Annotated in this window: 26 protein-coding genes; 16 read left to right on the forward strand and 10 right to left on the reverse strand. The window is 70.8% G+C overall.

All coding sequences use genetic code 11. The features are described from left to right. The first annotated feature begins 15 nt into the window (after positions 1-15). From cpaB to ACWCRJ_RS13725, 12 genes are all read left to right on the forward strand, one after another. Complete coding sequence (gene cpaB / locus ACWCRJ_RS13670; protein WP_450939465.1) at positions 16-747, forward strand: Flp pilus assembly protein CpaB; 732 nt, start codon at positions 16-18, stop codon at positions 745-747. 181 nt (positions 748-928) lie between these two features. Next, positions 929-2,545 (forward strand): AAA family ATPase, encoded by a 1,617-nt coding sequence (locus tag ACWCRJ_RS13675; RefSeq protein WP_450939466.1) that lies wholly within the window; start codon positions 929-931, stop codon positions 2,543-2,545. Positions 2,546-2,919: 374 nt separating this feature from the next. Further along, positions 2,920-3,198 (forward strand): hypothetical protein, encoded by a 279-nt coding sequence (locus ACWCRJ_RS13680; protein WP_237547580.1) that lies wholly within the window; start codon positions 2,920-2,922, stop codon positions 3,196-3,198. Positions 3,199-3,249: 51 nt separating this feature from the next. After that, positions 3,250-4,590: a CpaF family protein gene (locus ACWCRJ_RS13685; RefSeq protein WP_450939467.1), complete on the forward strand. Its 1,341-nt coding sequence runs from the start codon at positions 3,250-3,252 to the stop codon at positions 4,588-4,590. Positions 4,591-4,621: 31 nt separating this feature from the next. Then, on the forward strand, positions 4,622-5,659 hold the full coding sequence (locus ACWCRJ_RS13690; protein ID WP_450939468.1) for a type II secretion system F family protein: 1,038 nt from the start codon (positions 4,622-4,624) through the stop codon (positions 5,657-5,659). 21 nt (positions 5,660-5,680) lie between these two features. Continuing rightward, positions 5,681-6,583, forward strand: a complete 903-nt coding sequence (locus tag ACWCRJ_RS13695) for a DUF5936 domain-containing protein (protein ID WP_450939469.1) — start codon at positions 5,681-5,683, stop codon at positions 6,581-6,583. Then, on the forward strand, positions 6,583-7,938 hold the full coding sequence (locus ACWCRJ_RS13700) for a sensor histidine kinase (protein ID WP_450939470.1): 1,356 nt from the start codon (positions 6,583-6,585) through the stop codon (positions 7,936-7,938). Before ACWCRJ_RS13695 ends, ACWCRJ_RS13700 begins: the two co-directional genes overlap by 1 nt. Then, a complete protein-coding gene (locus ACWCRJ_RS13705) occupies positions 7,931-8,644 on the forward strand; it encodes a response regulator (RefSeq protein WP_450939471.1) in 714 nt (237 codons plus the stop codon). The genes ACWCRJ_RS13700 and ACWCRJ_RS13705 overlap by 8 nt, the downstream gene beginning before the upstream one ends. A gap of 105 nt (positions 8,645-8,749) precedes the next feature. Continuing rightward, positions 8,750-8,959, forward strand: coding sequence for a hypothetical protein (locus ACWCRJ_RS13710; RefSeq protein WP_450939472.1), 210 nt, complete (start codon positions 8,750-8,752; stop codon positions 8,957-8,959). Next, the gene (locus ACWCRJ_RS13715) at positions 8,956-9,573 is read left to right on the forward strand and encodes a pilus assembly protein TadG-related protein (protein WP_450939599.1); all 618 of its coding nucleotides are present in this window, start codon (positions 8,956-8,958) and stop codon (positions 9,571-9,573) included. Before ACWCRJ_RS13710 ends, ACWCRJ_RS13715 begins: the two co-directional genes overlap by 4 nt. 15 nt (positions 9,574-9,588) lie before the next feature. Beyond that, the gene (locus tag ACWCRJ_RS13720; protein ID WP_450939473.1) at positions 9,589-10,182 is read left to right on the forward strand and encodes a hypothetical protein; all 594 of its coding nucleotides are present in this window, start codon (positions 9,589-9,591) and stop codon (positions 10,180-10,182) included. Position 10,183: 1 nt separating this feature from the next. Further along, positions 10,184-10,825 carry an OmpA family protein gene (locus tag ACWCRJ_RS13725; protein WP_450939474.1) on the forward strand — a complete coding sequence of 214 codons (642 nt, stop codon included), beginning with the start codon at positions 10,184-10,186 and terminating at the stop codon, positions 10,823-10,825. Between the two features lie 12 nt (positions 10,826-10,837). Here the strand turns inward: ACWCRJ_RS13725 and ACWCRJ_RS13730 are convergent, their stop codons facing one another. Next, positions 10,838-11,110, reverse strand: coding sequence for a GntR family transcriptional regulator (locus ACWCRJ_RS13730; protein ID WP_450939475.1), 273 nt, complete (start codon positions 11,108-11,110; stop codon positions 10,838-10,840). 93 nt (positions 11,111-11,203) lie between these two features. Between ACWCRJ_RS13730 and ACWCRJ_RS13735 the strand changes: the two genes are divergently transcribed. From ACWCRJ_RS13735 to ACWCRJ_RS13745, 3 genes are all read left to right on the forward strand, one after another. After that, positions 11,204-11,545 carry a hypothetical protein gene (locus tag ACWCRJ_RS13735; protein WP_450939476.1) on the forward strand — a complete coding sequence of 114 codons (342 nt, stop codon included), beginning with the start codon at positions 11,204-11,206 and terminating at the stop codon, positions 11,543-11,545. Continuing rightward, a complete protein-coding gene (locus ACWCRJ_RS13740; RefSeq protein ID WP_450939477.1) occupies positions 11,542-11,745 on the forward strand; it encodes a hypothetical protein in 204 nt (67 codons plus the stop codon). The genes ACWCRJ_RS13735 and ACWCRJ_RS13740 overlap by 4 nt, the downstream gene beginning before the upstream one ends. A gap of 106 nt (positions 11,746-11,851) precedes the next feature. Then, on the forward strand, positions 11,852-12,424 hold the full coding sequence (locus ACWCRJ_RS13745; RefSeq protein ID WP_450939478.1) for a dihydrofolate reductase family protein: 573 nt from the start codon (positions 11,852-11,854) through the stop codon (positions 12,422-12,424). A 40-nt stretch (positions 12,425-12,464) separates the two neighbouring features. Here the strand turns inward: ACWCRJ_RS13745 and ACWCRJ_RS13750 are convergent, their stop codons facing one another. The 4 genes from ACWCRJ_RS13750 to ACWCRJ_RS13765 form a co-directional block, all read right to left on the reverse strand. Beyond that, the gene (locus ACWCRJ_RS13750) at positions 12,465-13,904 is read right to left on the reverse strand and encodes an AI-2E family transporter (protein ID WP_450939479.1); all 1,440 of its coding nucleotides are present in this window, start codon (positions 13,902-13,904) and stop codon (positions 12,465-12,467) included. A gap of 165 nt (positions 13,905-14,069) precedes the next feature. After that, on the reverse strand, positions 14,070-14,795 hold the full coding sequence (locus tag ACWCRJ_RS13755; RefSeq protein ID WP_450939480.1) for an aggregation-promoting factor C-terminal-like domain-containing protein: 726 nt from the start codon (positions 14,793-14,795) through the stop codon (positions 14,070-14,072). A 397-nt stretch (positions 14,796-15,192) separates the two neighbouring features. Next, the gene (locus ACWCRJ_RS13760) at positions 15,193-16,518 is read right to left on the reverse strand and encodes a PhoH family protein (protein WP_037727319.1); all 1,326 of its coding nucleotides are present in this window, start codon (positions 16,516-16,518) and stop codon (positions 15,193-15,195) included. A gap of 326 nt (positions 16,519-16,844) precedes the next feature. Further along, positions 16,845-17,618 carry an isoprenyl transferase gene (locus ACWCRJ_RS13765; protein WP_334659526.1) on the reverse strand — a complete coding sequence of 258 codons (774 nt, stop codon included), beginning with the start codon at positions 17,616-17,618 and terminating at the stop codon, positions 16,845-16,847. 709 nt (positions 17,619-18,327) lie between these two features. Between ACWCRJ_RS13765 and ACWCRJ_RS13770 the strand changes: the two genes are divergently transcribed. Further along, positions 18,328-19,575, forward strand: a complete 1,248-nt coding sequence (locus tag ACWCRJ_RS13770) for a winged helix DNA-binding domain-containing protein (protein ID WP_450939481.1) — start codon at positions 18,328-18,330, stop codon at positions 19,573-19,575. 9 nt (positions 19,576-19,584) lie between these two features. Here the strand turns inward: ACWCRJ_RS13770 and ACWCRJ_RS13775 are convergent, their stop codons facing one another. The 5 genes from ACWCRJ_RS13775 to ACWCRJ_RS13795 all read right to left on the reverse strand — a co-directional run bounded on the left by ACWCRJ_RS13775 (position 19,585) and on the right by ACWCRJ_RS13795 (position 24,728). Further along, positions 19,585-20,388: a class I SAM-dependent methyltransferase gene (locus tag ACWCRJ_RS13775; protein WP_450939482.1), complete on the reverse strand. Its 804-nt coding sequence runs from the start codon at positions 20,386-20,388 to the stop codon at positions 19,585-19,587. A gap of 171 nt (positions 20,389-20,559) precedes the next feature. Then, a complete protein-coding gene (locus ACWCRJ_RS13780) occupies positions 20,560-21,093 on the reverse strand; it encodes a carboxymuconolactone decarboxylase family protein (RefSeq protein WP_450939483.1) in 534 nt (177 codons plus the stop codon). A 73-nt stretch (positions 21,094-21,166) separates the two neighbouring features. Continuing rightward, positions 21,167-23,521, reverse strand: coding sequence for an ABC transporter permease (locus tag ACWCRJ_RS13785; protein WP_450939484.1), 2,355 nt, complete (start codon positions 23,519-23,521; stop codon positions 21,167-21,169). Beyond that, on the reverse strand, positions 23,518-24,204 hold the full coding sequence (locus ACWCRJ_RS13790) for an ABC transporter ATP-binding protein (protein WP_450939485.1): 687 nt from the start codon (positions 24,202-24,204) through the stop codon (positions 23,518-23,520). The genes ACWCRJ_RS13785 and ACWCRJ_RS13790 overlap by 4 nt, the downstream gene beginning before the upstream one ends. Then, the gene (locus ACWCRJ_RS13795) at positions 24,201-24,728 is read right to left on the reverse strand and encodes a PadR family transcriptional regulator (RefSeq protein WP_450939486.1); all 528 of its coding nucleotides are present in this window, start codon (positions 24,726-24,728) and stop codon (positions 24,201-24,203) included. Before ACWCRJ_RS13795 ends, ACWCRJ_RS13790 begins: the two co-directional genes overlap by 4 nt. Positions 24,729-25,032 lie beyond the last annotated feature (304 nt).

Consider the following 25,032-nt stretch of genomic DNA (forward strand, 5'->3'; position numbering starts at 1 on the left):
ACGAGGTGAGAAGTAGTGAACTCACGCCAGCGCCGCGGCGTCATCCTGCTGGTCCTCTCGGCCCTGTGCGCCCTCGCCGCCTTCGCCGGGGTGCTCTCGGTGATCCGTGACGTGAACGCGAAGGTCGGACCCGAGGTGACCGCCTACCGGCTCAAGGGCGACATCGCGCCCTACAAGGAACTGACGGCGGACCAGTTCGAGCGGATCTCGATGCCCGAGCGGTGGCTGTCCGGCACCGCCGTCACCGATCTGTCGGAGATCCGCGGGAAGATCGCCGTCACCCAGCTGCGCAAGGGCTCCCTGCTCCAGTCCGACATGATCGTCGACCGGCCGGAACTCGAAGCCGGGCAGCAGGAGATCGCGATCCTGATCGACGCGTCGACCGGTGTGGCGGGGAAGATCAACCCGGGGTCGCGGGTCAACATCTACGCCACCTTCGAGGAGAAGGACAGCGACTCCAAGAAGGACACCTCCAAACTGATGGTCACCGACGCCCGGGTCATCGACGTGGGCAGGCTGACCCCCCTGGAATCCGGCCAGTCCAGCAGCGACCGCCGCCGCACGGCCACCGAGGCGGTCCCGATCACCTTCGCGCTCGACACCGCCGACGCCCAGCGCGTCGCGTTCGCCGAGTCGTTCGCCGAGCACGTCCGGCTCGCCCTCGTCGGGGGCGGCGAGGCCACCGTCGTCGTACCGGACGACCGCTCGTACACCCTCGACGAGGACAAGGAGGAGGCCCCGCGATGAGGTCGGTCCGGAACGTGGGCACGGGAACGCCTCGAACTTGGGTGCGTCGAATGCCGATGCGGGTGGGTGTGCCGAGGGTGGGCATGCTGAAGGGGGCACGGCGAACGGGGGTTCCGCGCGAGCCCTGCCGGTGCGCGGCCGCCGAGCCCCGCACCTCCGCGAACGGAACGGGGATCCGCCGATGACCATCCGCATCCTCCCCGCCGCCGGGGACCTCGACTCGGCCCGCGCCCTCACCACCCTGCTCGACCAGCTGGCCGACGCCGAACCGGCCCCGCACGTCTCCGACTCCACGGCCCTGCTGGACACCCTGGCGCGGCTGGCCGCCGACTCGCTGGACGAACTGCCCGAAGTGGTGATCGTCCACGAACGCATCGGCCCCGTACCGGCGTTGGACCTGGTCCGCGATCTCGTCCTGCGCTTCCCGGCCGTCGGCGTCGTCCTCGTCACCTCCGACACCAGCACCGGCGTCCTGACCGCCGCCATGGACTCCGGCGCCCGCGGCATCGTCAACCTCCCCCTCTCCTACGAGGCCCTCGCCGAACGCGTCCAGGCCGCCGCCGCCTGGTCGGCCGGTATGCGCCGCCACCTCGGCAGCCCCACCCCGGAGCTGTACACGGGCCCCGGCGGCACCGTCGTCACCGTCAGCGGCGCCAAGGGCGGAGTCGGCGCCACGGTCACCGCCGTCCAGCTCGCGCTCGCGGCCCGCGCGTCCGGCCGTACGGTCGCCCTCCTCGACCTCGACCTGCAGTCGGGGGACGTCGCCTCGTACCTGGACGTCCAGTTCCGCCGCTCGGTCGCCGACCTGGCCGCCATCACGGACCTCAACCCCCGCGTCCTGCAGGAGGCGGTCTACGCCCACGACACCGGTATCGCCCTCCTCCTCGCCCCCGCCGAGGGCGAGCGCGGCGAGGAGGTGACGGACCGGGTGGCCCGTCAGGTGGTCGCCACGCTCCGCTCCCGGCACGACGTGGTGATCGTCGACTGCGGTTCGCAGGTGACCGCGGCCACCGCGGCGGCCGTCGAGATGGCCGACCACGCCCTGCTGCTGGTCACTCCGGACGTCGTGGCGGTCCGCGCCGCCAAACGCATGGTCCGCCTCTGGGACCGCCTCCAGATCCGCAAGGCCGAGGAGACCCTGACGGTCGTCAACCGCCTGTCACGCGCCACGGAGATCCAGCCGTCCCTGGTCGAGAAGGTCACCGGCACCAAGGTGGCCCGCGCCGCCGTCCCCGCCGCCTTCAAGGAACTCCAGTCCGTCGTCGACGCGGGCCGCCTCCAGGACCTCGACGCCCGCTCGGTGGTCAAACAGGCCCTCTGGGCCCTCGCCGGAGAACTGGACCTGGTCGCCGCACCGGAGCACGGCCACGGCGGCCGCCGCCGCAAGTCCTCCTCCGACCGCGGCGCCCTCGTCCTGCGCCGCAAGGGAGGCGACCGCGGCTCGGTGACCCTTGAATTCGCCGGCATGTTCCCCCTGCTCCTGATCACCATGACGATCCTCTGGCAGGCCGCGCTCTACGGCTACACCTACTCCCTCGCCGGCAACGCCGCCGACGAGGCCGCCCGCGCCGCCACCGCCGCCTACGCCGTCGACGGCGACGTGGCCGGCGCCTGCGAAGCCGCCGGCACCCAGAACCTCCCGAACGCCTGGGCCGACACCTCCATCGACTGCGCCCCCGCGGGCACCGTCATGCGAGCCGAGGTCCAGGCCAACGTCCCCCTCTTCTTCCCCGGCTTCGACGCGGGCTGGACCGTGAGCGGCGAGGCGGGCGCGGCACTGGAGGGGGACCCCCAATGACCCCGCAGGACGAAGCCGCACGGACCCGGCGAACAGGTCGCGCGGCCCGCGCACGGCGGGCGCGCCCCGCACGCAGGACCGGCCGCGTACGGCGCGAAGGGGGCGTGCCGGGGGGTGTCCGCCCGCAGCGGTTGGCGCGTCAACGCCCCGCGCCTCCCAGCCGACCGATTCCGCGCCGTTCCGAGGACGGACACCCCCCGGCGCGCACCCGACCCACCCACCGCACCGAACGCGCGCCCCACCCCCCGACGGAAAGCCGCCCGAACCCCCTCCGCCGACGGCACCCCCTCCGCCGACGCCACCCCCTCCGCAACGACCGAGGCTCCTCCATCCTGGAGTTCGCCGGCTTCCTCCCGATCCTCCTCCTCGTAGGCATGGCCGCGATCCAGCTCGGCCTCATCGGCTACGGCATCAGCCAGGCGGGCTCGGCGGCCCGCGCGGCGGCCAGAGCCGAGTCACTGCAACCCGGTACCGGCGGGGCCGCGGGCGTGGCCGCGGCGAGCGCATGGCTGAACCCCTCGGTCGACCCGGGAGGAGGCGGCACGGACACCACCACCGCCACGGTCACCGTCACCGTCCCCTCCGTGGTCCCCCTCTTCGACCCGGTCACCGTGGAACGCTCGGTCACCATGCCGAACGACCTCGACCCCTGACCGACGCCCACCGCCCCGACAACCCACCCCCCGAGAGGAGTTGACGAGAAGATGAGCCTGCGATCCCGTATCGCCGCACCCGACGAAGGGGGAACCGGACGCGAGGACGGACACCTCGTGGCCGTCTACCGCGCCAAGCTCCTCGAAGAGATCGACCTCGCCGAGATGTCGACGCTGACGGCAGCCGACCGCAGGGCCCGTCTCGAACGCGTCCTCGGCCACATCATCAGCCGAGAGGGCCCGGTCCTCTCCTCCGCCGAACGCTCCCAGCTGATCCGCAGGGTCGTCGACGAGGCCCTCGGCCTGGGCGTCCTGGAACCCCTCCTGGCCGACGCGTCCGTCACCGAGATCATGGTCAACGGCCCGGACTCGATCTTCGTGGAGCGCGCCGGCCGCGTGGAACAGCTCCCCCTCCGCTTCGCCTCGACCGACCAGCTGATGCAGACGATCGAACGCATCGTCTCCACGGTGAACAGAAGGGTCGACGAGTCGAACCCCATGGTCGACGCCCGCCTCCCCACCGGCGAACGCGTCAACGTGATCATCCCCCCGCTCTCCCTCACGGGCCCGACCCTCACGATCCGCCGCTTCCCCCGTGCCTACACCCTCCCGGAGCTGATCGACCTCGGCTCCCTCGACGAGCAGATGCTGATGCTGCTCGCCGCCTTCGTCCGCGCCCGCTTCAACGTGATCGTCAGCGGCGGCACCGGCACCGGCAAGACCACCCTCCTCAACGCCCTGTCCGGCCTGATCCCGCCCCGCGAACGCATCATCACCATCGAGGACTCGGCGGAACTCCAGCTCCAGCAGGAGCACGTCATCCGCCTGGAATCGAGGCCCGCCAACATCGAGGGCAAGGGCCAGATCACCATCCGAGACCTGGTCCGCAACTCACTGCGCATGCGCCCCGACCGCATCATCGTCGGCGAGGTCCGCGGCGGCGAGACCCTCGACATGCTCCAGGCCATGTCCACCGGCCACGACGGCTCCCTCGCCACGGTCCACGCCAACTCCGCCGAGGACGCGCTGATGCGGCTGCAGACCCTCGGCTCGATGTCCGAGGTCCTCATCCCCTTCGAGGCCCTCAAGGACCAGATCAACTCGGCGGTGGACGTGGTCGTCCAGCTCACCCGCTTCGCCGACGGCTCCCGCAAGGTCACCGAGATCGCCCTGCTCGTCTCGCACGGCCGCGAACAGTTCCGTATCGCCACGGTCTCCCGCTACGCCCCCGACCCCCTCGGCGCCGACCGTGTCGTCCGCGGCCGCTTCGAACACCTGCCGGTGCCCCGCCCCGTCGCCGAGAAGCTGTACGTGGCCAACGAGCCGCTGCCCCCCGCGTACGGAGTGACCGAGGCCATCGACCCGCTCAACACCCGCCAGGCCATCGGATAGCCCCGAGAGCCCCGAGGAGGTAGGACCACACATGGCGACAGCCCAGGCAGCCCAGGCGACCCAGGCACTCCAGGAACTCAGGGCGCCCCTGGTGACCCTGGCCCAGGCACCCCTGGACCTGGACAACACCACCCTGCTGGCCCTCGGCGCCACCGTCCTCTGCGGCACCCTCGCCGTCGCGGGCGCGCACACGTACGTCTCCGGCCGCGCCCAGCGCCAGGCCCTGGCCGACCGTCTCGCGGGCAGCCACGGCGGCGGCCCCTCGCGCACGGCGGCGGGCCGCGTCCGACGCTTCACGGCCGTCGACCGCAGGCTGCGCCGCACCCGCCTCGGCCGGGCGATCCACCTCCGCCTGACGACGACGGGACTCGACCTGACGGCGGGCGAGTTCGCCACGTACGTCGCCATGGCCGTCCTCGCCCTGTGGCTGATCGCGGCCGCCACCCTGGCCCCGTTCTTCGGCCCGATCGCGGGCGCGATCGGTGTGTGGGCGGCGGCCATCTTCCTCAACTGGCAACGCCAGAAACGCATCGAGGCCTTCATCAACCAGCTCCCCGACGTCGCCCGCCTCCTCGCCAACGCCACCGCCGCCGGACTCGCCCTGCGCACGGCCCTGGCGATGGCGGCGGAGGAACTGGAGGCCCCGGCGGGCGAGGAACTGGCCCGGGTGGCCGATCAGCTGGCGCTCGGCCGCTCGGTCGACGACGCGCTCGGCGAGCTGGCCGAACGCCTCCCCTCCCGCGAACTGATCGTCCTCGTCACCACGCTCGTCCTGTCCAACAAGGCGGGCGGCACGGTGGTGAGTTCGCTGCGCAACCTGACCCAGACCCTGGAGGACCGCAAGGAGACCCGGCGCGAGGTCCGCACGATGCTCTCCGAGGTCAACGCGACCGCCTTCACCGTCCCCCTCCTGGGCCTCGGCTCCCTCCTCCTGATCAACTCCTCGAACGACGGCGCCCTCGCCCGGGTCACCGGCTCCCCCCTCGGCCAGCTCCTGGTCCTGATCTCGATCGGCCTCTACACGGTCGGCTTCTTCGTCATCCGCCGCCTCGGCAAGATCGAAGTCTGAGAAGGGGGCGACGACACGACCATGACGACATCGACGCTCCCTCTGCTCCTGGCGCTGCTGACGGCCGTCGCCGTCGCGGGCGCCCTGCTGGGCATCCGCATGATCCGCGCCGAGGCGAAACTCCCCAGCGACCTGGCCCTCGCCCTGGAGGTCGGCGCCACCCGCGTCTCGAAGACCGGCTCGGCCGTCGACCGCCTCGGCATGCGCTTCGCCCCGCTCGTCCTGCGTCTCATGGGCCCCCGCCGGGTCGAGGCCAAGCGCCGCCGCATCGACATGGCGGGCAACCCCGGCGGCCTCACCCTCAACCGCTACGCCGCACGCCGAGCCGTGTACGGCTTCTTCGGCGCCTTCATGGGCCTGGTCTTCCTGACCAGCGACCGCCCCCTGTTCGCCGCCTTCACCTTCGCCTTCGGGCTGCTGGCCGCCGACGCGGCAATCTGGCAGGCCATCCGCGACCGCAAGGACGTCATCGACCGCACGCTGCCCGACTTCCTCGACGTCCTCGCGGTCGTGGTCTCGGCCGGCCTGGGCTTCCGCCAGGCCCTGGACCGGGTCGCCGAGAAGTACGAGGGCCCCTGGGCGGACGAACTCCGCATCACCCTGCGCCAGATGGACATGGGCGTCAGCCGCCGCCAGGCCTTCGACGAACTCCGCCGGCGCAACTCCTCCGAGCAGGTCGCCCAGTTCGTCTCAGCGCTCCAGCAGGGCGAGGAACTGGGGTCCCCGATCGCCGAGACCCTGATCCAGCTCGCCGCGGACATGCGCCGCACCGACGCGCAGAACGCCCGCCGCCGAGCCGCCCGCACCATCCCCAAGGCCACGCTGGTCACCCTGGTCTTCATGCTCCCGGCCACGATGATCCTCATCGCCACGGGCATGTTCCTGGGCTCGGGCACCAACTTCGGCGACATCCTGGGCCGCTGATGACAGGCCGACGCACTCCACCCCCGCCCGGCCCCACCCCCGGCCCCACTCCTGGCACCGGCTACCTCGCCGACGACGCCACACCCCCCGCCACCCTCCGCCTCCAGCTCAACGCCCTCCAGTCCCTCGCCCGCCAGACCTTCGCCGTCCGCCTGGTCACCCTCGCCATCGGCACCCCCTTCGCGATGGCCAACACCACGGACGGCCCCCAGAACCACGCCGTACTCCTCGCCGCCGTCCTCGGCATCACCGTCTCGTACGCCATGCTCAGGGACTGGTACCGCTTTGCCCCCCGCCTCCTCGCCCACCCCACCCTCATGGCCCTGGACCTCCTCTTCGGCGCCGTCCTCCTCCTCACCGCCTCCCCGGCCTCCCCCCTCGCCTACGCCACGGTCTGCACCCCCCTCCTCTCCGGCCTTCTCTACGGCTGGCGCGGCGCCGGCGTGCTCACCGGCCTGCAACTGGCCGTCCTCGTCACCGTCCACCGCACCTGGGAACACCATCCCGGCGCGGGCGTCAGCACCCTCCTCATCGCCGGCTTCTGCGTCGCGGCCGGCATCATCGGCGTCACCCTACGGAACCTGATGTTCCGCTTCGGTACGGCCACCCAGGCGCTCTCCGAGGCCACGTCCCGCCTCGCCGTCGCGGAGGCGGTGGAGTCCGAACGCGCCCGCCTGGCCCGGGAACTTCACGACTCGGTGGCCAAGACCCTCCACGGCCTGGCCTTGGCCGCCGACGCCCTGGCGACCTCGGCCGACCGTCCGGCCCCGGACCCGGCCCAGCTGAAACGACAGGCCGGCCTCGTCGCCTCGGCGGCCCGCCGAGCCGCCGCCGAGTCCCGCGACCTCCTCACGGACCTGCGCCGCCACACCGACCTGACGACGACCCCACCTGCGGACCTGCGCACCGAACTGGGCATCCGAACAGCGGACTTCGAGTCCCGCACCACCCTCCCCACCCACCTGACCCACACGGGCGAGCCACCCCCACCGCTCCCGCCCGAGACGACCCGCCATCTCCTGGCGATCACGTCGGAGGCGCTGGAGAACATCCACCGCCACGCACGGGCGACGGCGGCGGAGGTCCGCCTGAGCGTCACCCCGGACACCCTCCACCTCACGATCAAGGACGACGGCGTGGGCCTCCCACCCGCCCTCACCCTCGAAGAGGCGCAGGAATCCGGCCACTTCGGCCTCCTGGGCATGGCGGAACGCGCGGACCGTACGGGCGCGGCCCTGCACCTGGGATCGGACGGCACAGGTACACACGTGATCCTGACCCTCCCGCTCCCCGCCCACCCGGACGGCGCACCGGCCACCCCCGAAACCCCCCGACAGGAGGCCGCACATGCCTGACCAGCCGCAGGCACGCCCCGGCCCACCCCTCCGCGTACTCGTCGCCGACGACAACCCGGTGGTCCGCGCCGGCCTCACGGCCCTCCTGGACACGCACCCCGACATCGAGGTGGTCGCCCAGGCCACGAACGGCGAGGAGGCGGTGGCCCGAGCCCGCCGCCACCACCCGGACGTGGCCCTCCTCGACGTCCGCATGCCCGGCACGGACGGCCTCACCGCACTCCCCGAACTGGTCGCCCTCTGCCCCGTGATGATGCTGACCTACAGCACGGAACCCGAGGTCGTGGCCGAGGCGCTGCGCCGGGGAGCGGTCGGCTACCTCGTCCACGGCGAGTTCACGGCCCCCGAACTGATCGCGGCGGTACGGGACGTGCGGGAAGGCCGCGCGACCATCTCCGCGACTGTCTCATCCTCGCTCGGCGTTTCCTACGAACCTTCACACGAAAGTCACGACCGCTCTTCGCAGCTGCAACCATCTGTGAAACAGTTCAACCGGCCGTCCTTCGGCCTGAGTTCAAGGGAGGTGGAGGTGATGGACCTCATCGCGTCCGGCATGAACAACCGCCAGATCGCCGCCACCTGCTTCATCAGCGAGAAGACCGTCAAGAACCACATCAACCGCATCTTCGCGAAACTGCACAGCTCGACGCGCGGCGAGGCGATAGCCCACTGGCTGGGCACGACCCCCGGGGGGTGGCCCCGATGACCCCATCCCCGGGAAGAAGTTGGGCCCCCGGACCCACCCCCGGTACGCGCTGTCTCACGTACGGTGATCCGGTTGGTGTCGGCATCGCGCGGGAAGGCAACCGCCATGAAGGTGAAGCACCGTTTCCAGGCCTGGAGGACCACCGTCGTCTCCCGCATGCGCGGGAAGGGGCGGGACGCGGGCGCGGGGTTCGTGGAGTACGCGGGCATCATGATCATCGTCGCGGGGATCTTCGTGATGATCGACGGTCTGGGGCTGGACGGAATGATCTCGGGCGCGATCCTGGCCGCCGTGAGCAACGTCGTCGGCGGCTGACGCGCCTACGACCGTTCGACGACCGGGGGTCCACCCTCCCCCTCTACATCTGGCTGACGGCGATTCTGCTCTTCACGGCGTTGGCCTTCTTCGCGTTCGCCCAGGCGGCGTCCGCGCGTAGTGGTGCCCAATCTGCGGCGGACTCCGCCGCATTGGCGGCCGCTCAGCAGGCGCGGGACGAGTTGCTGCTGGACCTTGAAGACGCCATCGATGCGGGTAGCGCGGACTGGTTGGACTTTTTCGACCTGTCCGGCGGTGGGCTCCCCCTGGAGGGAGCGGACGCCGCCGCTGGGGCTTTGGCAGCGCAGAACGATTCGACCCTCGAAGGCGGCGCTCAGCTCACCGAGGTGAACGGTTATCCGGGGTTCCAGGTCGACGTCGTGACGGACTACACCGTGGGCGATTCGATCATTCCCGGCACCGAGAGCATGACGGCCAGAGCGCAGGCGGTCGCCGTCATTCAGCCGCGCTGCGACTTCGCTCCGAACGCTGACCCCAAGAAGCCCGTCACTCTGGACTGCGACGGCGTACCTGTGGACATTGACCCCGGAAACTTCAATCCGGGCAACCTTCCCGACGCGTCCGTGATGTTCTCTGTGCGTCTGGCCGAGTGAGAGGAAGTTGTGTTCATGAAGTTCCGGTACACCATGAAGGGCCGCATGGCTCTGTCCACGGTGACGATCGCCACCGGGCTGGTTCTCACGGTGGCCGGCTGTGGCGGGGGAGGGGACGACGACAAGTCGTCGGACAACAAGTCCTCCTCGACGCCATCCAAGGACAACGGAGAAGACGAGAAGCAGGAGTCCGAAGCGCCAGCGGCGGAGTCGGTTCTTGCCGAGGTCAAGGCCGGCGGCCTGACGCTCAAAGTCACGTCGGCGGCCCGCGACGGAGGCGGCTTCGTCACGGTCGAGGGCACGGTCACGAACGGCACCGGCAAGCCGTGGGTCGGCGCCGACTGGCGGGGGGACGAGAGTGAACTGGCCAAGAACGGCGGCTCGATCGCGGGCGCGAACCTCGTAGATCAGACGGGCAAGAAGAAGTACCTCGTCCTTCGTGACACGGAAGGGCGTTGCCTGTGCACGAAGTTCACCGGAGGCGTAGGGACAGGCGCGACCACGGACTGGTTCGCCCAGTTCCCCGCCCCCCCGGAAGACACCACCTCCGTAGACTTCCAGGTCGGCTCCATGCCCCCCGCCACGATCGAACTCTCCGAGGGCGAGTGACGTGACGATGACCGCCCCCACCCCACGCGCCGCCGTGCTGGCCGGAGCCGTGGCCGTCCTGGCCGCCCTCACCCTCGCCGCCCCCGCGTACGCCGAGGACGACCCGAGCGAACCCCCGGGCACCGTCACCACCTCCCCGCCCCCGGAGGTCGACGCGAACAGTCCGGGCCTGAAGCTCGCTCAGGGGGCCACGCTCGCCCCGGCGAAGGTCCTGGACATCAAGTCGGTCGTGGAGGACCTCGGCGGCGAGGAGCGCCGGGAGGACACCAACGAGAACGTGACGTTCGCGCTCCAGGCGGAGGTTCTCTTCCCGAAGAACAGCGCGAAACTCAACCCGCAGGCCCGCTCCCGCATCCAGGCGATCGCGGAGGAGATCAAGAAGCAGGACGCGGCCAAGATCCGCGTCTTCGGCTTCACGGACAACCTCGGCTCGTACGCCCACGGTCTGACGCTCTCCAAGAAGCGCGCCGAGGCCGTCCACGACCTCCTCGCCGCCGACCTGGACGGCAACGTCACCTTCGAGGTGCGCGGCTACAGCGAGGACTACCCGATCGCCGACAACGCCACGGAAGAGGGCCGCAAGAAGAACCGCCGAGTGGAGGTCTCGTTCCCGAGGACCGGAGGAACGACGACCGAGAGCTGACCGCGAGGTCGGCTACTCGCCGGGACCGGCATCCGGATACGCGACGAACGTGCCCTTGGCGGGGAGGGTGACGACGAGACCGCGCTCCCGCAGCTCGCGGGTGGCGCGGCGGGCGGTCAGGTGTGCCACTCCGTACTCGACGGCGAGGTCACGTTCGCCGGGAAGGCGTGCGCCGGGCCGCAGCTCACCCTTGGCGATGCGGTCAGCGATGTGATCGGCCATCTGCATGTAGACATACGCGATCTTGTGCGGGTCGATCGGCGACTGCTCGGGGTCCGGGGTCATTCCAACAACGTACGGCTGCGATCAGCTGTGCGAATCAATGAGGCGCGCATAACCGCTATACACCGCGCATGTCTACCCAGTAGCGTGCTGGTCATGCTCGACCACACCCTCCGCCTCCTGGTCCGGATGCTGCACACCTGCCTGCCCCACCCCCGCGGCCGACACCGAGCCGATCCGCCGCCGCCCCCGCCTCCACCCCCGATGCCGACCCCGGTGCCGACCCCGGTGCTGATCACCCACCCCCGCCCAACCCCACTCCACCCCCACCTCAGGCCAGACCCCCGCCCCCTGGACGACCGCATCCGCCGACGCGCCACCCGAGGTCTGCGCGAACGCCGCCGAGCCCTCTACCTCGCGTCACTCGGTCTGGACGCCGAGCCACCCGTACCCCGCGAGGCACGCGTTCCCGTCGGCCTGGCGGGGGCGAGCCGATGACGCATCGGGAGCCCCACACCCCGCGCCGCCTCCCGGTCCGCATGTGCGCCCGGTGCGAGGGCGTCACCGAGAACCCCGTACTGGTCCACGAGCACCACGGAGCCACCGGCCCCGGCTTCAACGTCTACGCCTGCGCGGAGTGCGCCGTGCACTACCCGCCCCTGACGAACGCGTTCGGCGACGCCACGGACGGCCCCTGACAAGGCGTCGAACACCATTTCCCACTATCCGTTGCACCGACTGCGTAGGCGCGTGCGGTGTGATGCGATGCGTTCACGCCACCGGAAACCACAGGGAGCCGCAGTCATGCGAAAGATCGTCCTGATGATGTCCGTGTCCCTCGACGGCTACATCGAGGGCCCGAACCGTGAGATCGACTGGCACGTGGTCGACGACGAACTGCACACGCATTTCAACGACGTCCTCAGGGACATGGGAGCCTTCCTCGAAGGCCGCGTCACCTACCAGCTGATGGACGCCTACTGGCCCACCGCCGACCAGGACCCCGAGGCCTCGCCCGTCGTCGTCGACTTCGCCACGATCTGGCGGAACACGCCGAAGCTGGTCTTCTCCCGGACCCTGCGGCACGGGGACCGGCACACGACGATCGTCCCGGACGTCGTCGTGGAGGACATCCGGGCGCTCAAGGCACAGGACGGCGGCGACCTGGCCCTCGGCGGCGCCGACCTGGCGGCCGAGTTCATGCGGCACGACCTGGTCGACGAGTACCGGATCTACGTCCACCCGGTACGCCTCGGTGCCGGCAAGCGGCTCTTCCCGGAGGGCGACACCGCCACCCCGACCGGTCTGCGCCTGATCGAGACCCGCACCTTCGGCAACGGGGTCGTCCTCATGCGCCACGGCCGAGCGGTCGACTGACCCACCGGCCACCGGCCCCGACCGTGGACCTCGGGAACGGCTAACCCCCGCCCCCGTGTTCGTCGGCGTAGGCCCGCAACGACCCCACCACCGTGTTCGTGACCGCGACCAGCGGCACAGCCACCACCGCGCCCCCGATACCCGCGATCATGCCCCCGGCGGCGACCGCCAGGACGACGGCCAGGGGGTGCACCCGTACGGCCCGTCCGAGGATGAACGGCTGGAGGACGTGCCCCTCGATCTGCTGGACGGCGAGTACGACGACCAGCGTCATGACGGCCGTGAAGACGCCCTGCGTCACCAGCGCCACGACCACCGCGAGCGCGCCCGAGACGACGGCACCCACCAGCGGGATGAAGGAGAACAGGAAGATGAACACGGCCAGCGGGACCGCCATCGGCACGTCGAGGAAGTAGATCCCGAGGCCGATGAAGATCGCGTCGATCAGCGCCACCACCACCGTGCCGCGCACGTACGCCGTCAGCGTCCGCCAGGCGCGCGGTCCCGCGTCGGCGACACCCGGCCGGGCCGCCGCCGGCACCAGCTTCAGGCTCCACTGCCAGATCCGCTTGCCGTCGTAGAGGAGAAAGAGCGTGGAGAACATCGTCAGGAGGATGCCGGTGAGCGCCTCGACGATGACGGTCACGCCCTCCAGGCCCGCCGAGGTGATCGTGTCCGTGTTGTCGCTGATCGCGTCACGGAGGTTCTTGGCGATGTCGTTGATCTGGTTCTCGGTGACATGGAACGGGCTGTCGAGGAGCCAGCGCTGCAGTTCGTCGATGCCGTCCTGGATCTGGTCGGAGAGGTCGTCGATGTTCTCCATGACCTGCCAGGTGACGAACCAGCCGATCAGTCCCATGACGACGAAGCCGAGGGCGGCGGTCAGGGCGGTGGCGAGGCCGCGCGGTACACCGTGCCGGGTCAGCCGTGCCACGGCCGGCTGGAGCACGGCGGTGATGAGCACGGCGGCGGTGAACGAGAGCACCAGCAGCCGTACGGAGCTGATGACCCGCATCAACACCCAGACGGTGCCCGCGAGCACGAGCAGCCGCCAGCCGGCCTCGGCCGCCACCCGCATGCCCCAGGGCACCGCCGACGCGGGATCGGGGCGGGCGTGGAGGACCGGGGCGGCCGTCCGTCCCCGGGCACCGCCGGGGGAGTCCGCCGGACCGCCCGCACCGCCTGAGCCGTCTTCGACCGCGTCCCCGCTCCCGGACTCCTCCGCACTCCGGGCGCCGGCAACCGCCTTGGCCGTACCGGACTCGGACCCCGCGTCAGAGGCAGGCCCCGCACCGGAGCCGAGGCCGCTGTCGCCGCCTCCGTCCGCCCCGCTGTCGCGTCGTCGCCCGGCCGGGGCGTCCCTGCCGCCGTCCGGGCCCTCGGTCTCCGACTCGATCTCCGCCCGGCGCCGCTCCAGCCGGTCGGCCCACCCGCTCAACCCGGTGCCGACTCGGCCGAGCCACCCGGGAACCCGTGACATCATTCGCCCTCTTCCCCCGTCATCTTTGCTGGTCATCACTCCTCCCGGAGGCCGTGATCCCGCTCGGCGCATCGACCGTACATGGCCGAAGCCCTCCACCAAAGGACGGTGGAGGGCTTCGCAAGGTTGAGCGGCGGGCGGTCAAGCCCTCGACGGCCTGGAGGCCTAGTACCAGTTGTTCGCCTGCCAAAACGTCCAGGCTTCGCACGGGCTGCCGTAGCGCGATTCCATGTAGTTCAGGCCCCACTTGATCTGGGTGGCCGGGTTGGTCTGCCAGTCGGAACCGACGGACGACATCTTGGAACCGGGCAGCGCCTGGAAGAGTCCGTACGCGCCCGAGGAGGGGTTGACGGCCTTGTAGTTCCAGGTGGACTCGTGGTTCACGATGTTGCTGAAGCACGTCCACTGGTCGCTGGCCACGACGGCCTTCGCCATCGCCTGGATCTCGGCGACGGTGTACGAGCTCTGCGTGGGGATGTCACCGAGCGAACCGGCGGCTGCGGACTTGGCCTTGACGTCGGCCGCCGCAGCTTCCTTCGCCTTGCGCTCCTGCTCGGCCTTCTCCGCCGCCTGCTGCTTGTCGATCGCGTCCTGGGCCGCCTTCTTACGGGCGGTCGCCTCGGCGTCCTTGCGGGCGCTCGCGTCGGCGGCGACGGCCTGGGCGTCGGCCTGAGCTGTCAGGGACGCGGTCTGCACCTGGGCCTGCTGGCCCACAGGTATGTCGGCGAGCAACGTGGTGTCGTTCGCGACCGCCTCGGCGTCGTCAGTCGTCGTCTGGGCGGTGCTGCCCGAGGCAACTCCGACGACACTGCCGACTGCGGTGACCGCGGTGGCCGAAGCCACTGCGAATCCCCGGACCGAAATCCGGCTCACACGGTTTCCTTCCAGCATCGCCCGCCTCGGTGACCCTGGCGGACGCAATCGTGCCCCTGTTCGCTGGCCTCCAACTACGGGGTCACGGAGGCGCGGGCCCGGTGGACAACTCCCTTGCGAGGAGCGCCGCGAGGTGCTCGGGCGGCATACGACGAAGGCTATGGAGTTGACCTGGTGTTGCTGTGGTGCCATACCGCTGGGGGTACAGGTGTGTCGTATGCGGGGCCTGACAGAAATGAGACTCTGCCGTAACCCGACACCGCGAGGCAATTCAGTGGTGAGTGTGAAAGCTCACACCTCGTTTGACGCCGGAGATTCACGGAAAGCCGCACGCGCCAAGGCGCCGCCCGGCTAGGCTGCTGAGCCTTTTGCCGGGCGGCGCCCTGGGGTTGGGACTGATTCCGGAAGGTCGGGGTTAAATCTGCCCGTCCTCCAGCATTTCGGTCACAAGGGCCGCGATCTGGGACCGTTCGGACCTCGTCAACGTGACGTGGGCGAAGAGCGGGTGGCCCTTCAGCTTCTCGACCACGGCGACGACACCGTCGTAGCGGCCGACGCGCAGGTTGTCGCGCTGGGCCACGTCATGGGTCAGGACGACACGGGAGTTCGCGCCGATCCGGGACAGCACGGTCAGCAGGACGTTCCGCTCCAGCGACTGCGCCTCGTCCACGATCACGAACGCGTCGTGCAGCGAACGGCCGCGGATGTGCGTGAGCGGCAGGACCTCCAGCATCCCGCGTGCGGTGACCTCCTCGATGACCTCGCGGCTGGTGACCGCGGACAGCGTGTCGAAGACCGCCTGCGCCCAGGGGCTCATCTTCTCGGACTCGGAGCCGGGCAGATAGCCGAGTTCCTGCCCGCCCACCGCGTACAGCGGCCGGAAGACCATCACCTTCTGGTGCTGCCGCCGCTCCAGCACGGCCTCCAGGCCCGCGCACAGCGCGAGCGCGGACTTGCCGGTGCCGGCCCGGCCGCCCATCGACAGGATGCCCACGTCCGGGTCGAGCAGCAGATCCAGCGCGATGCGCTGCTCCGCGCTGCGGCCCTTGATGCCGAACGCCTCCCGGTCGCCCCGCACGAGGCGGATGTTGCCGTCGGGCGTCACCCGGCCCAGTGCCTTGCCGCGTTCCGACTGGATCGTCAGACCGGTGTGCACGGGCAGCGTGCTCGCCTCGGGAACGTGGATCGATCCTTCCTCGAAGAGGATGTCGACCTGTTCGCCGGCCAGGGTCAGCTCGGACATCCCGGTCCACCCGGAGGCGTCCGTGATGGCCAGCTCCGCGCGGTACTCCTCGGCGAGGAGCCCCACGGAGGACGCCTTGATCCTGAGCGGGAGGTCTTTCGACACCACGGTGACGTCGAAGCCCTCGGCCTGCAGATTGCGGGCCACCGCGAGGATGCGGGAGTCGTTGTCCCCCAGGCGGTAGCCGCTCGGCAGCACACTGGGATCCGAGTGGTTGAGCTCGACCCTCACGGTCCCGCCGAGCTCCCCGATCGGAATGGGGGCGTCGAGGCGGCCGTGCCGGACCCGGAACTCGTCGAGCAGGCGCAGGGCCTGCCGGGCGAAGTAGCCGAGTTCGGGGTGGTGCCTCTTGGCCTCCAGCTCCGTCACCACGACGATCGGCAGCACGACTTCGTGCTCGTCGAAGCGGCTCAGGGCGTTCGGGTCGGCCAGCAGGACGCTGGTGTCGAGGACGTAGGTGCGCCGGTCTGGCATACGGCGCTTTGTGCTGGTCACCACGGAAGGACGTACCCCCTCGGATGAGGTCGGGGAGCGACGGGTTCGAACTGGGCCGGTCGACGGCGCCGTTGCACGGGCCGAAAACCGGCCCTCCGCTGCTTCGTCCGTGCTGTGACCGCACGATCGGGCTGGTGCAAAGGGCCTCCCGGGCGGACGGCCCCGAGCCGCCCGCTGAGATCCGACACCCGTGGTTCGGGTGTCGACCTGACTGGCTTATGCCCTCGAACATGCGCCGCCATGCCAAGCGGTACGACGGCGTCCCGGTGAACTCCTCGTTACTTCTGTCCCGGACGCACTGATGCGCACCTCATCCGCAATACGGAGTTTCAGCCTCCGAAACGACGGCCACGCACCGCGTAGTCGCGCAGGGCACGCAAAAAGTCGACCTTCCGGAAGGCCGGCCAGAAGACGTCGCAGAAGTAGTACTCCGAGTGCGCGGTCTGCCAGAGCATGAATCCGGACAGCCGCTGCTCGCCGCTCGTACGGATCACCAGGTCCGGATCGGGCTGGTCGACGGTGTAGAGGTGCCTGCCGATCATGTCGATGTCGACGGACTCGGCGAGCTCCTCCATCGAGGTGCCCTTGTCCTGGGCCTCCAGGAGCATCGAGCGCACCGCGTCGGCGATCTCCTGGCGGCCGCCGTACCCGATCGCGACGTTGACCAGTATTCCGTCGACGTCCGAGGTGGATTCCTCGGCCTCCTTGAGCGCGCTCTGCATCCCGGGGGACAGCAGATCCAGCGCCCCCACGTGGTGGACCCGCCAGCGGCCGTCGGCGGCGAGGGAGCGGACGGTGTCCTCGATGATGCCGAGGAGCGGGACCAGCTCTTCCTTGGGGCGGTTGAAGTTGTCGGTGGAGAGCAGCCAGAGGGTGACGACCTTCACGTCCGTCTCGGTGCACCAGCCGAGGAATTCCTCGATCTTGTGGGCGCCGGCCTGGTGGCCCTGCATCGTGGTGGAGCCCGCCGCCTTCGCCCAGCGCCGGCTGCCGTCCACGATCACGCCGATGTGCTCGGGCACCTGGGCGTGGTCGAGGTGACCCTCGACCCTGCGTGCGTAGACCTTGACCAACAGGCCGCGCAGTGTGTCGCGCAGGTTCACGTGTTCCAGCCCCTCCGGTGCGGTGCGGTCCCCTTGGAGAGCCGAAGCCTACCGGTGCCGGAGGCCTTGGGAGGCCCGGGGGCGGGGGACTTGGGGGCGGCCCGGTGCGGTGCGCGGGGGCGCCGGCCTGCCGCTCGCTCCCGCGGGAGGGCGGTCGTGCGGGCAGAAAAAACGGGCCGGTCCGTGGGGGGGAGACGGACCGGCCCGAGGGGGGGTTTCCACCATAACCCTTCGTGAGTGATGCTGCGTGCATCGGCGCTCCACAACTACTCTCCGGAGCCGGACGACAGCGTGACGGTGAATGCGGAAGCGTTCATTCAGGGTGTGATCGAGGGGTGATCATGGCCGGATCCCGGCGGATTCGAAGGAGAAAAGGCGAAACCTCGGCGGGAATGTGAGGCTTGCGCGATGTTGTGCGGCTTCCGGGGAGAAGCGGCCCGGCGCCCCCGTACGGGTGAAGCGCGAGCGGAACGCGCGCTTGACGGTGAAGGTCGGGCGCACGGCTTCGCGCAGCCCCCTCCACCGCGCGACGCCGTACCGCGCAGCTTTGCTCACGCGAATTCCCTTGGTCTGAACCTACGTGAGTGGAGTCGGAGAATCCAAGCCGCGGGCGATAACGATGTGGACACCTCGATCTAGGTCAGGATCTGACCTCCATCGGGCCTAGCCTCGGTCCCATGACGGCGACGAGCGCTGGGGGTGCCCCCGTATGAAGGCCACGCGGACCTCGAAGAACGAGCAGGTCAGGCAGGTCAGACAGGTCAGGTCGGTCGCGCCGGTCGGATCGGTCGGATCGGTCGGATCGGTCACCTGGGAGCAGGCGAGTGCGCGGCGGACGGAGCGGCTGTTCCTGAGGGCGCCCGCGCCGGCCGGTACGCCGGTCGCCGAGGTGGCGGGGGCGATGCTGGGTGCCCACGCACAGGTGCTGTCGGCGGCAGAACTGTCGCTGGGTCTGCGCACGGCAGGGAGCACACGGGCGGACGTACGGGCCGCGCTGTGGGAGGACCGGACACTGGTGAAGACGTTCGGGCCGCGCGGCACCGTGCATCTGCTGCCCACCGCCGAGCTGCCCCTGTGGACGGCCGCGCTCACCGCGATCCCGGCCGGAACGAGCCCGTTCGCCCCGGACGTACGCCTCGGGGAGGAGCGGGCCGAGCAGGTCGTGGCCGCCATCGGCGCCGCCCTCGAAGGGAGCACGCTGACCGTCGAGGAGCTGGGCGAGGAGGTCGTCGCGCGCACCGGACCCTGGGCCGGGGACCTCGTCATGCCCGCCTTCCAGGGCCTGTGGCCCCGCTGGCGCCAGGTGCTGCACCGCGCGGGCCAGTCCGGCGCCCTGTGCTTCGCCCCCGACCGCGACCGCCGGGCGACCTACACCCGGCCACCGCACTTCGCCCCCCTGGCCTCCCCGGAGGACGGCCTGCCCACGCTCGTACGGCACTACCTGCGCGCCTACGGCCCCGCCTCCCCGCGCCACTTCGCGCGGTGGGCGGCGGCCCCCGGTGCCTGGTCCGACCGGCTCTTCGCCTCACTGGCCGCCTCCGGCGAGATCGAGCCGGTCGACTTCGAGGGGGAGCCCGCCTGGGTGGCGGCGGGCGACACCGGCTTCCCCGAGGACCCCGCCGCTGTCCTGCGGGGCGTACGGCTGCTGCCCTACTTCGACGCGTACGGCATCGCCGCGCAGCCCCGCGAGCGGCTGTTCCCCGGGGCGGCGTACGAACGGGCCCTCGCGCGCGGGCAGGCGGGCAACTACCCGCTGCTGCTGGTGGACGGTGTGGTCGCGGGCGTCTGGCACCAGCGGCGCCAGGGACGGCGTACGACGGTGACGGTGGAGCCGCTCGGGCGGCTGGACGCGCGGCAGGAGCGGGAGTTGGGGGAGCGGGTCGAGCGGGTGGGCGAAGTGCTGCAGGCGCGGGCCGAGTTGGCGATCGGGAAGGTCACGGTCGGACCGCACGCCTGAGCGGGCGCCTCACACGGCCGGCTTGCGCGCCTCGAAGAGGTGGCGGGCGCTGTGCGCGACGAAGGGACCCTCACGCTCGATCCGCTCGTGCAGGGTGCGGAGCTGCGGGAGATACGCCTCGACGGTGAAGCCGGGCACCATCCAGACGACCTTCTTCAGGAAGTGCACGACCGCGCCGATGTCGTGGAACTCCATCCGGAGCCGCTCGGCCCGCAGGTCCACGATCTCCAGCCCGGCCGCCTCGGCGTCGGCGCGCTCGTCGTCCGGGTGGCGGCCGCGCCGGGTCTCCTCGGGCAGCGGCCCGGTGAAGTGCTCGACCAGCTCGAAGACACTGCTCGGCCCCACGTGCTGCGCGAAGTACGTGCCACCGGGTTCGAGGACCCGGGCGATCTCCGACCAGGGCGGACGCACCGGATGCCTGCTGGTGACCAGGTCGAACGCCCCGTCCGCGAACGGCAGCGGCGCGCCCTGCGGCACGGCCACCACCACCGCGCCCCGCGGACGCAAGCGCGCGGTGGCCTTGGCGACGTTCGGCGGCCACCCCTCCGTGGCCACGGTCACCGCCGGGAACCGGGAAGCGGAGGCGAGCACCTCGCCGCCCCCGGTGTCGATGTCCAGCGCCGCCGAGGCCCGCCCCAGCCGCTCACCCATCGCCCGCGCATACCCCCACGACGGCCGGGCCTCCGTGGCCCGCCCCTCGAACCACGAGAAGTCCCACCCGTCGGTGGGCACGGCATCGGCTTCGGCGACGAGGTCGTCGAAGGCGCGGGAGGAGTGGGGGGAGAGGGGGGAGAGGGGGGAGAGGGAGGCCATGGGAGGGATGTTCCCAGGGGACTAAACGGGCCCGCGACCGATTTTCTGAAGGGCCGCAGGCCCCTTCAGGGGCGCGAGGAACTGCGCGACCAGCCCCGACGGGTCCGCAGCCGCTCCGTAGGCGATGCCAAGCCGGTCACCCCACCCGCACCTGCTCGGAGAGACCCGCACCTACTCGGAGAGAACCGCCTCCGCCTCCAACGTGACCCCGACCGCCTGGATCACCGCGGCGATCCGGAACGCCTCCTGCACCGTCTCCCGCCCGACCCCCGCCCGGCGGAGCGCCTGCTCGTGCGAGTCCAGACACGCCCCGCACGCGTTGACCGCGGACACGGCGAACGCCCACAGCTCGTAGTCGACCCGGTCCACCCCGGGATCGCCGATGACATTCATCCGCAGCCCCGTCCGCAGATCGCCGTACGCGTGGTCGGAGAGCAGATGCCGCGTCCGGAAGAAGACGTTGCTCAACGCCATCGTCGCCGCGGCCGACTTCGCCGCGGTGTACGCCTCGGGCGACAGCCGTGCCCTCGCCTCCGGGGCCAGCTCGCGCAGCACCCGCGCCGAGCGCGAGGCGATCGCCGTGGCCAGCACGGTCCCCCACAGCCGCTGCACCGACAGCCCGGAGTCGCCGAGGACGGAATCCAGGTTCCGGCGCAGATCCTTCGCGTACTCCGGAATCGCGGACCTCAAGGTGTCGAGCGACATGGCGTCCTCACTCCCGGGCGGGCGGCTGACGGGGTCCAGTGTGGCGGTGCCGCGGGGCCACCGCGGCACCGGCCTACTCCGTACGCAGCCCCTCCGGCCGCATCATCCGCAGCAACGGCGGCATGCTCAGCGCCGTGACCAGGACGACGACGCCCGCGCCGATGCCGGTCATCGACAGCACGCTCGCCCAGTCCACCCCCACCGGGACGTTCGTCATCCTCAGCAGGACCGCGCCCAGGGTCAGCCCGACCGCCGAGGCGAGGACGAGGCCCAGGGTGATCGGGATCGCCGTCTGCCACAGCACGGACAGGCCGAGCGTGCGGCGCCGGGTACCGAAGGCGACCAGCGCCGACAGCAGCTTCCTGCGTTCGCGAAGCTGCTCCAGCTGGGAGACGAGGAGACTCGCGCCGATGAGGACGAGCACGGCGGACGCGCCGACCAGCAGACCGGTGCGGATGTCCGCGAACTGGTCCACCCGCCGGGTCGAGGTCCACTCCCAGGTCCGGATGAGCGGATCGACCGCCACGGCGGCGTTGCGCACCTCGTCGAGCGCGTCCGGGACCTTGGGGTCGGTCCGTACGTAGACGGTGCTGTACAGGTATTTCTCCGCCTTCGCGGGCAGGGCGCCCGGTGTGGCCAGCAGCCCCGCCGCGCCCGTGCGCAGCGCGTCGGTGCGCTCGGACGCCTTCTTCACCTCGGCCGGCAGCTTCCAGGGGATGCCGGCGCCCGGCTCCTCCCCGCTGTAGGAAGGGTCGAAGTACAGCGTGTTCCCGGCGGCGCCGAGCCGCGTCGCGCTGGGATCGTCCGGGGTGCTCAGCAGGAAGACGTCACCGTCGCGGCACGAGGGGATCCGGGCGAGTTCGCGCAGCGCGGCGCAGTCGCCGACGGCCAGCTCCGTGAACTCCTCGGGGTCCTCGACCGTGTCGGCGACCGTCGTGTGGGACAGCGCCGCGACGGACGCCGCGCCCTTGGCGCCCTTCAGTTCCTCGCCGGCGACACGCGCCGGGAGGTCCTGGGGCAGGGTCAGCTCCATCTGGGCCCGCGTGGTGTCCTTGCCGGTTGATTCGGTGAACCTGCTCTCGACCCCGGCGAACAGCATCTGCAGGGCGATCGCGCCGGCCACCGCCACCGCGATGCCGTTGACCATGCGGGCCGCCGATCCGCTGCTCAGCTGCAGCCTGCGGACGGCCAGTTGCCAGGAGACGCCGCCGGAGCCCAGCCGGGCGACGAACGCCTCGACGACCCACGGCAGCAGCGCGGTGATGCCGAACAGCAGCAGGACGACACCGCCGGTCACCATGTACTCGTTGAACTGCCCGTTCTCCGAGCCCTGGCCGACCATCGGGTAGAGCAGGGCGAGACCGCCGAGCGGCAGCAGCAGCCGCCACCAGAGCCTGCGGCGCGCGGGCTTGGCCGTGCGCACCACGCCGAGCGGTTCGATGACGACACCGCGCAGCGCGAACAGGGTGACGAGGACGGCCGCCGCCGGCACCGCGAGCGCCACCAGCAGGGCGAGCCCGGGGGAGGGGTCGAGGTAGCTCGGGAACACGCTGACGTCGAGCACCTCGACCGAACCGGCGACCTCCCGGCCCAGCAGGAAGAACACGGTGCCGAAGACCAGCCCCAGCACGGCGCCCGCGAGGGCCTCGCCCGCCGCGATCCGGCGTGTCATCCGGCCGTCGGAGCCGACCAGCCGCAGCGCCGCCAGCCTGCGGTCGCGCCGTTCGCCGCCGAACCGTACAGCCGTGGCGATGAAGACGGCGACCGGCATCAGCAGCACCACGAAGACGACCAGCGTGAGCAGCAGCAGGACCGGGTCCATCTCCTCCTCGGTCTGATCGGCCTCGGACATCCCGAACTGGTCGATGCGGGCCACCACCGAGTCGTCGAGCCGCTCGGCGAGGCCGTCGGCACCGGCGTAGTAGGCGAGTTCACCCGAGCCGATCAGCCCGGTCTCGCCTATGGTGCCCACGGTCTCGTAGGGCAGCCGGTCGCGCAGCAGTTCCCCGTCGTCGGACTTCAGCAGGGCGGCGAGGGCGGGGGAGACGACCATTTTGCCCGGCGCGGGGAACTCGGTCAGTCCCGGCGGCGGTGGCGCGTCCGCGCCCTCCTGTTCGAGGAGCCGTCCCCTGATCTCGCGGTGCCGGTACTCGGTGTCGGTGTCGGCGACGAGCAGACTCTTGTCGGTCGGCTTGGACGTGCTGTTGTTCTCCAGGTAGCCGATGCCCCGGTCCTGCCGGGCCTCCTCGCGGGCTCCCCGGGTCGCCAACGCGTTCGGTATCGCCGCGGTCAGCAGCAGCAGCGCCACCCCGAGGCCGACGCCGACCCCCGTGAGCAGGGCGCGCACCCAGCCCTCACGACCCCCGGTGAAGGTGAACCGGACCCCCATGGCCAGGTCCCGGTACCACTGGCGCACGGTCGCGCTCATACGACGCGCTCCATGTCCCGCGACTTCCCGTCCCGTACGACGATCTCGCGGTCCGAGTACGCGGCCACCCGCGCCTCGTGCGTGACCAGGACGACGGCGGCGTTGGTCGACCGGGCGGCCTCGGTGAGCAGTTCCATCACGCGCTCGCCGTTGAGCGAGTCGAGCGCGCCGGTGGGCTCGTCCGCGAACAGCACCCGGGGATTGGTGACCAGCGCACGCGCCACGGCGACCCGCTGGCCCTGACCGCCGGAGACCTCACCGGGACGCTTGCGGGCGAGGTCGTCGACCTCCAGGCGCTCCATCCAGGCGAGGGCGGTCCGCTCGGACTCCTTGCGGGAGCCGCCGTTCAGCCGCAGCGGCAGCGCCACGTTCTCCACACACGTCAGCTCCGGCACGAGCTGGCCGAACTGGAAGACGAACCCGAACTCGCTGCGCCGCAGCGCGCTGCGCTCGGTGTCGTTCATGGTGGCCATCTCGCGGCCGTTGTACGTGATCGAGCCCGAGTCGGGCGGCACGATCCCGGCGAGGCAGTGCAGCAGCGTCGACTTGCCGGAGCCGGACGGGCCCATCACCGCGACGACCTCGCCGGGGTGGATGGAGAACCCGGCGCCGTCCAGGGCGTTGGTCGGCCCGTACGCCTTGCGCAGATCGGTCGCCACGAGCAGGGAGCCGGCGGGGGTCATCGGCGGACCACCGCCTCGGCCAGTTTGCCCAGTCGGGCGGCGGTCAGCTCCAGCCATCGCAGATCGGCCTCCAGATGGAACAGGGCGTGGTCGCAGATCAGCTGATCGGCCAGGTCGCCCTTGCGCTTGCGGTCGGTGAGGATGCGCATCATGCGCAGGTGCTCGGAACGCTGGGTGTCGAGGATGTCGGCCGCGTTCCGGTCGGTGAGCAGGGCGAGGACGACCTTCGTGTAGAGGGTCGACTGCAGATACGGCTCGGGCTTCTCGGGCGTCGCGAGCCACCGCTGGACATCCGTGATGCCCGCCTCGGTGATGGCGTACCGCTTGCGCTCGGGGCCGTCGCCGGGCTCGATGCCGTCGACCTCGACGAGGCCGTTCTTCAGCAGGCGCGACATCGTCGAGTAGACCTGGCCGTAGTGCAGCGGCCGGTCGTGACCGAACTTCTCGTCGAAGGCCCGCTTCAGGTCGTAACCGTGTCGGGGCCCGGACTCCAGGAGTCCCAGGAGAGTGTGACCGATGGACATGAGCACGACTGTACACAGTGGGTATACACCGCACGTATACCTGCCGTGTTTAGGTCGCCACCGGGTGTGGAGGGGGCCCAGGTCCGAGCCGATTGTCACGGTTCTGTCACCGGGGTCGGCGCCAACTCCTGCGTCTGGTGGGGCAACCATCCGGCCTGTTGAAACGTCCGTTCCGGTGGGATGAGGTCTGCGACACGCGTGCCCGCGTGCGCATTGTCACGCCACCACAGAGCGGACCGACTCCCTCTTGCCACAGTCCTCGGTGTTAGCTTGCTGAGCTGACAACACCCGAGTGACGTATGAG

This window comes from Streptomyces sp. NPDC002324 (assembly GCF_053593335.1).

What these genes read in the sequence shown, in the direction of transcription:
- ACWCRJ_RS13675 (WP_450939466.1), top strand. Translation starts at nt 929, where the DNA reads ATGACCATCCGCATCCTCCCCGCCGCCGGGGACCTCGACTCGGCCCGC.
- ACWCRJ_RS13680 (WP_237547580.1), top strand. Translation starts at nt 2,920, where the DNA reads ATGGCCGCGATCCAGCTCGGCCTCATCGGCTACGGCATCAGCCAGGCG.
- ACWCRJ_RS13685 (WP_450939467.1), top strand. Translation starts at nt 3,250, where the DNA reads ATGAGCCTGCGATCCCGTATCGCCGCACCCGACGAAGGGGGAACCGGA.
- ACWCRJ_RS13690 (WP_450939468.1), top strand. Translation starts at nt 4,622, where the DNA reads ATGGCGACAGCCCAGGCAGCCCAGGCGACCCAGGCACTCCAGGAACTC.
- ACWCRJ_RS13695 (WP_450939469.1), top strand. Translation starts at nt 5,681, where the DNA reads ATGACGACATCGACGCTCCCTCTGCTCCTGGCGCTGCTGACGGCCGTC.
- ACWCRJ_RS13700 (WP_450939470.1), top strand. Translation starts at nt 6,583, where the DNA reads ATGACAGGCCGACGCACTCCACCCCCGCCCGGCCCCACCCCCGGCCCC.
- ACWCRJ_RS13705 (WP_450939471.1), top strand. Translation starts at nt 7,931, where the DNA reads ATGCCTGACCAGCCGCAGGCACGCCCCGGCCCACCCCTCCGCGTACTC.
- ACWCRJ_RS13710 (WP_450939472.1), top strand. Translation starts at nt 8,750, where the DNA reads ATGAAGGTGAAGCACCGTTTCCAGGCCTGGAGGACCACCGTCGTCTCC.
- ACWCRJ_RS13720 (WP_450939473.1), top strand. Translation starts at nt 9,589, where the DNA reads ATGAAGTTCCGGTACACCATGAAGGGCCGCATGGCTCTGTCCACGGTG.
- ACWCRJ_RS13730 (WP_450939475.1), bottom strand. Translation starts at nt 11,110, where the DNA reads ATGACCCCGGACCCCGAGCAGTCGCCGATCGACCCGCACAAGATCGCG.
- ACWCRJ_RS13735 (WP_450939476.1), top strand. Translation starts at nt 11,204, where the DNA reads ATGCTCGACCACACCCTCCGCCTCCTGGTCCGGATGCTGCACACCTGC.
- ACWCRJ_RS13740 (WP_450939477.1), top strand. Translation starts at nt 11,542, where the DNA reads ATGACGCATCGGGAGCCCCACACCCCGCGCCGCCTCCCGGTCCGCATG.
- ACWCRJ_RS13745 (WP_450939478.1), top strand. Translation starts at nt 11,852, where the DNA reads ATGCGAAAGATCGTCCTGATGATGTCCGTGTCCCTCGACGGCTACATC.
- ACWCRJ_RS13750 (WP_450939479.1), bottom strand. Translation starts at nt 13,904, where the DNA reads ATGTCACGGGTTCCCGGGTGGCTCGGCCGAGTCGGCACCGGGTTGAGC.
- ACWCRJ_RS13755 (WP_450939480.1), bottom strand. Translation starts at nt 14,795, where the DNA reads ATGCTGGAAGGAAACCGTGTGAGCCGGATTTCGGTCCGGGGATTCGCA.
- ACWCRJ_RS13770 (WP_450939481.1), top strand. Translation starts at nt 18,328, where the DNA reads ATGAAGGCCACGCGGACCTCGAAGAACGAGCAGGTCAGGCAGGTCAGA.
- ACWCRJ_RS13775 (WP_450939482.1), bottom strand. Translation starts at nt 20,388, where the DNA reads ATGGCCTCCCTCTCCCCCCTCTCCCCCCTCTCCCCCCACTCCTCCCGC.
- ACWCRJ_RS13780 (WP_450939483.1), bottom strand. Translation starts at nt 21,093, where the DNA reads ATGTCGCTCGACACCTTGAGGTCCGCGATTCCGGAGTACGCGAAGGAT.
- ACWCRJ_RS13785 (WP_450939484.1), bottom strand. Translation starts at nt 23,521, where the DNA reads ATGAGCGCGACCGTGCGCCAGTGGTACCGGGACCTGGCCATGGGGGTC.
- ACWCRJ_RS13790 (WP_450939485.1), bottom strand. Translation starts at nt 24,204, where the DNA reads ATGACCCCCGCCGGCTCCCTGCTCGTGGCGACCGATCTGCGCAAGGCG.
- ACWCRJ_RS13795 (WP_450939486.1), bottom strand. Translation starts at nt 24,728, where the DNA reads ATGTCCATCGGTCACACTCTCCTGGGACTCCTGGAGTCCGGGCCCCGA.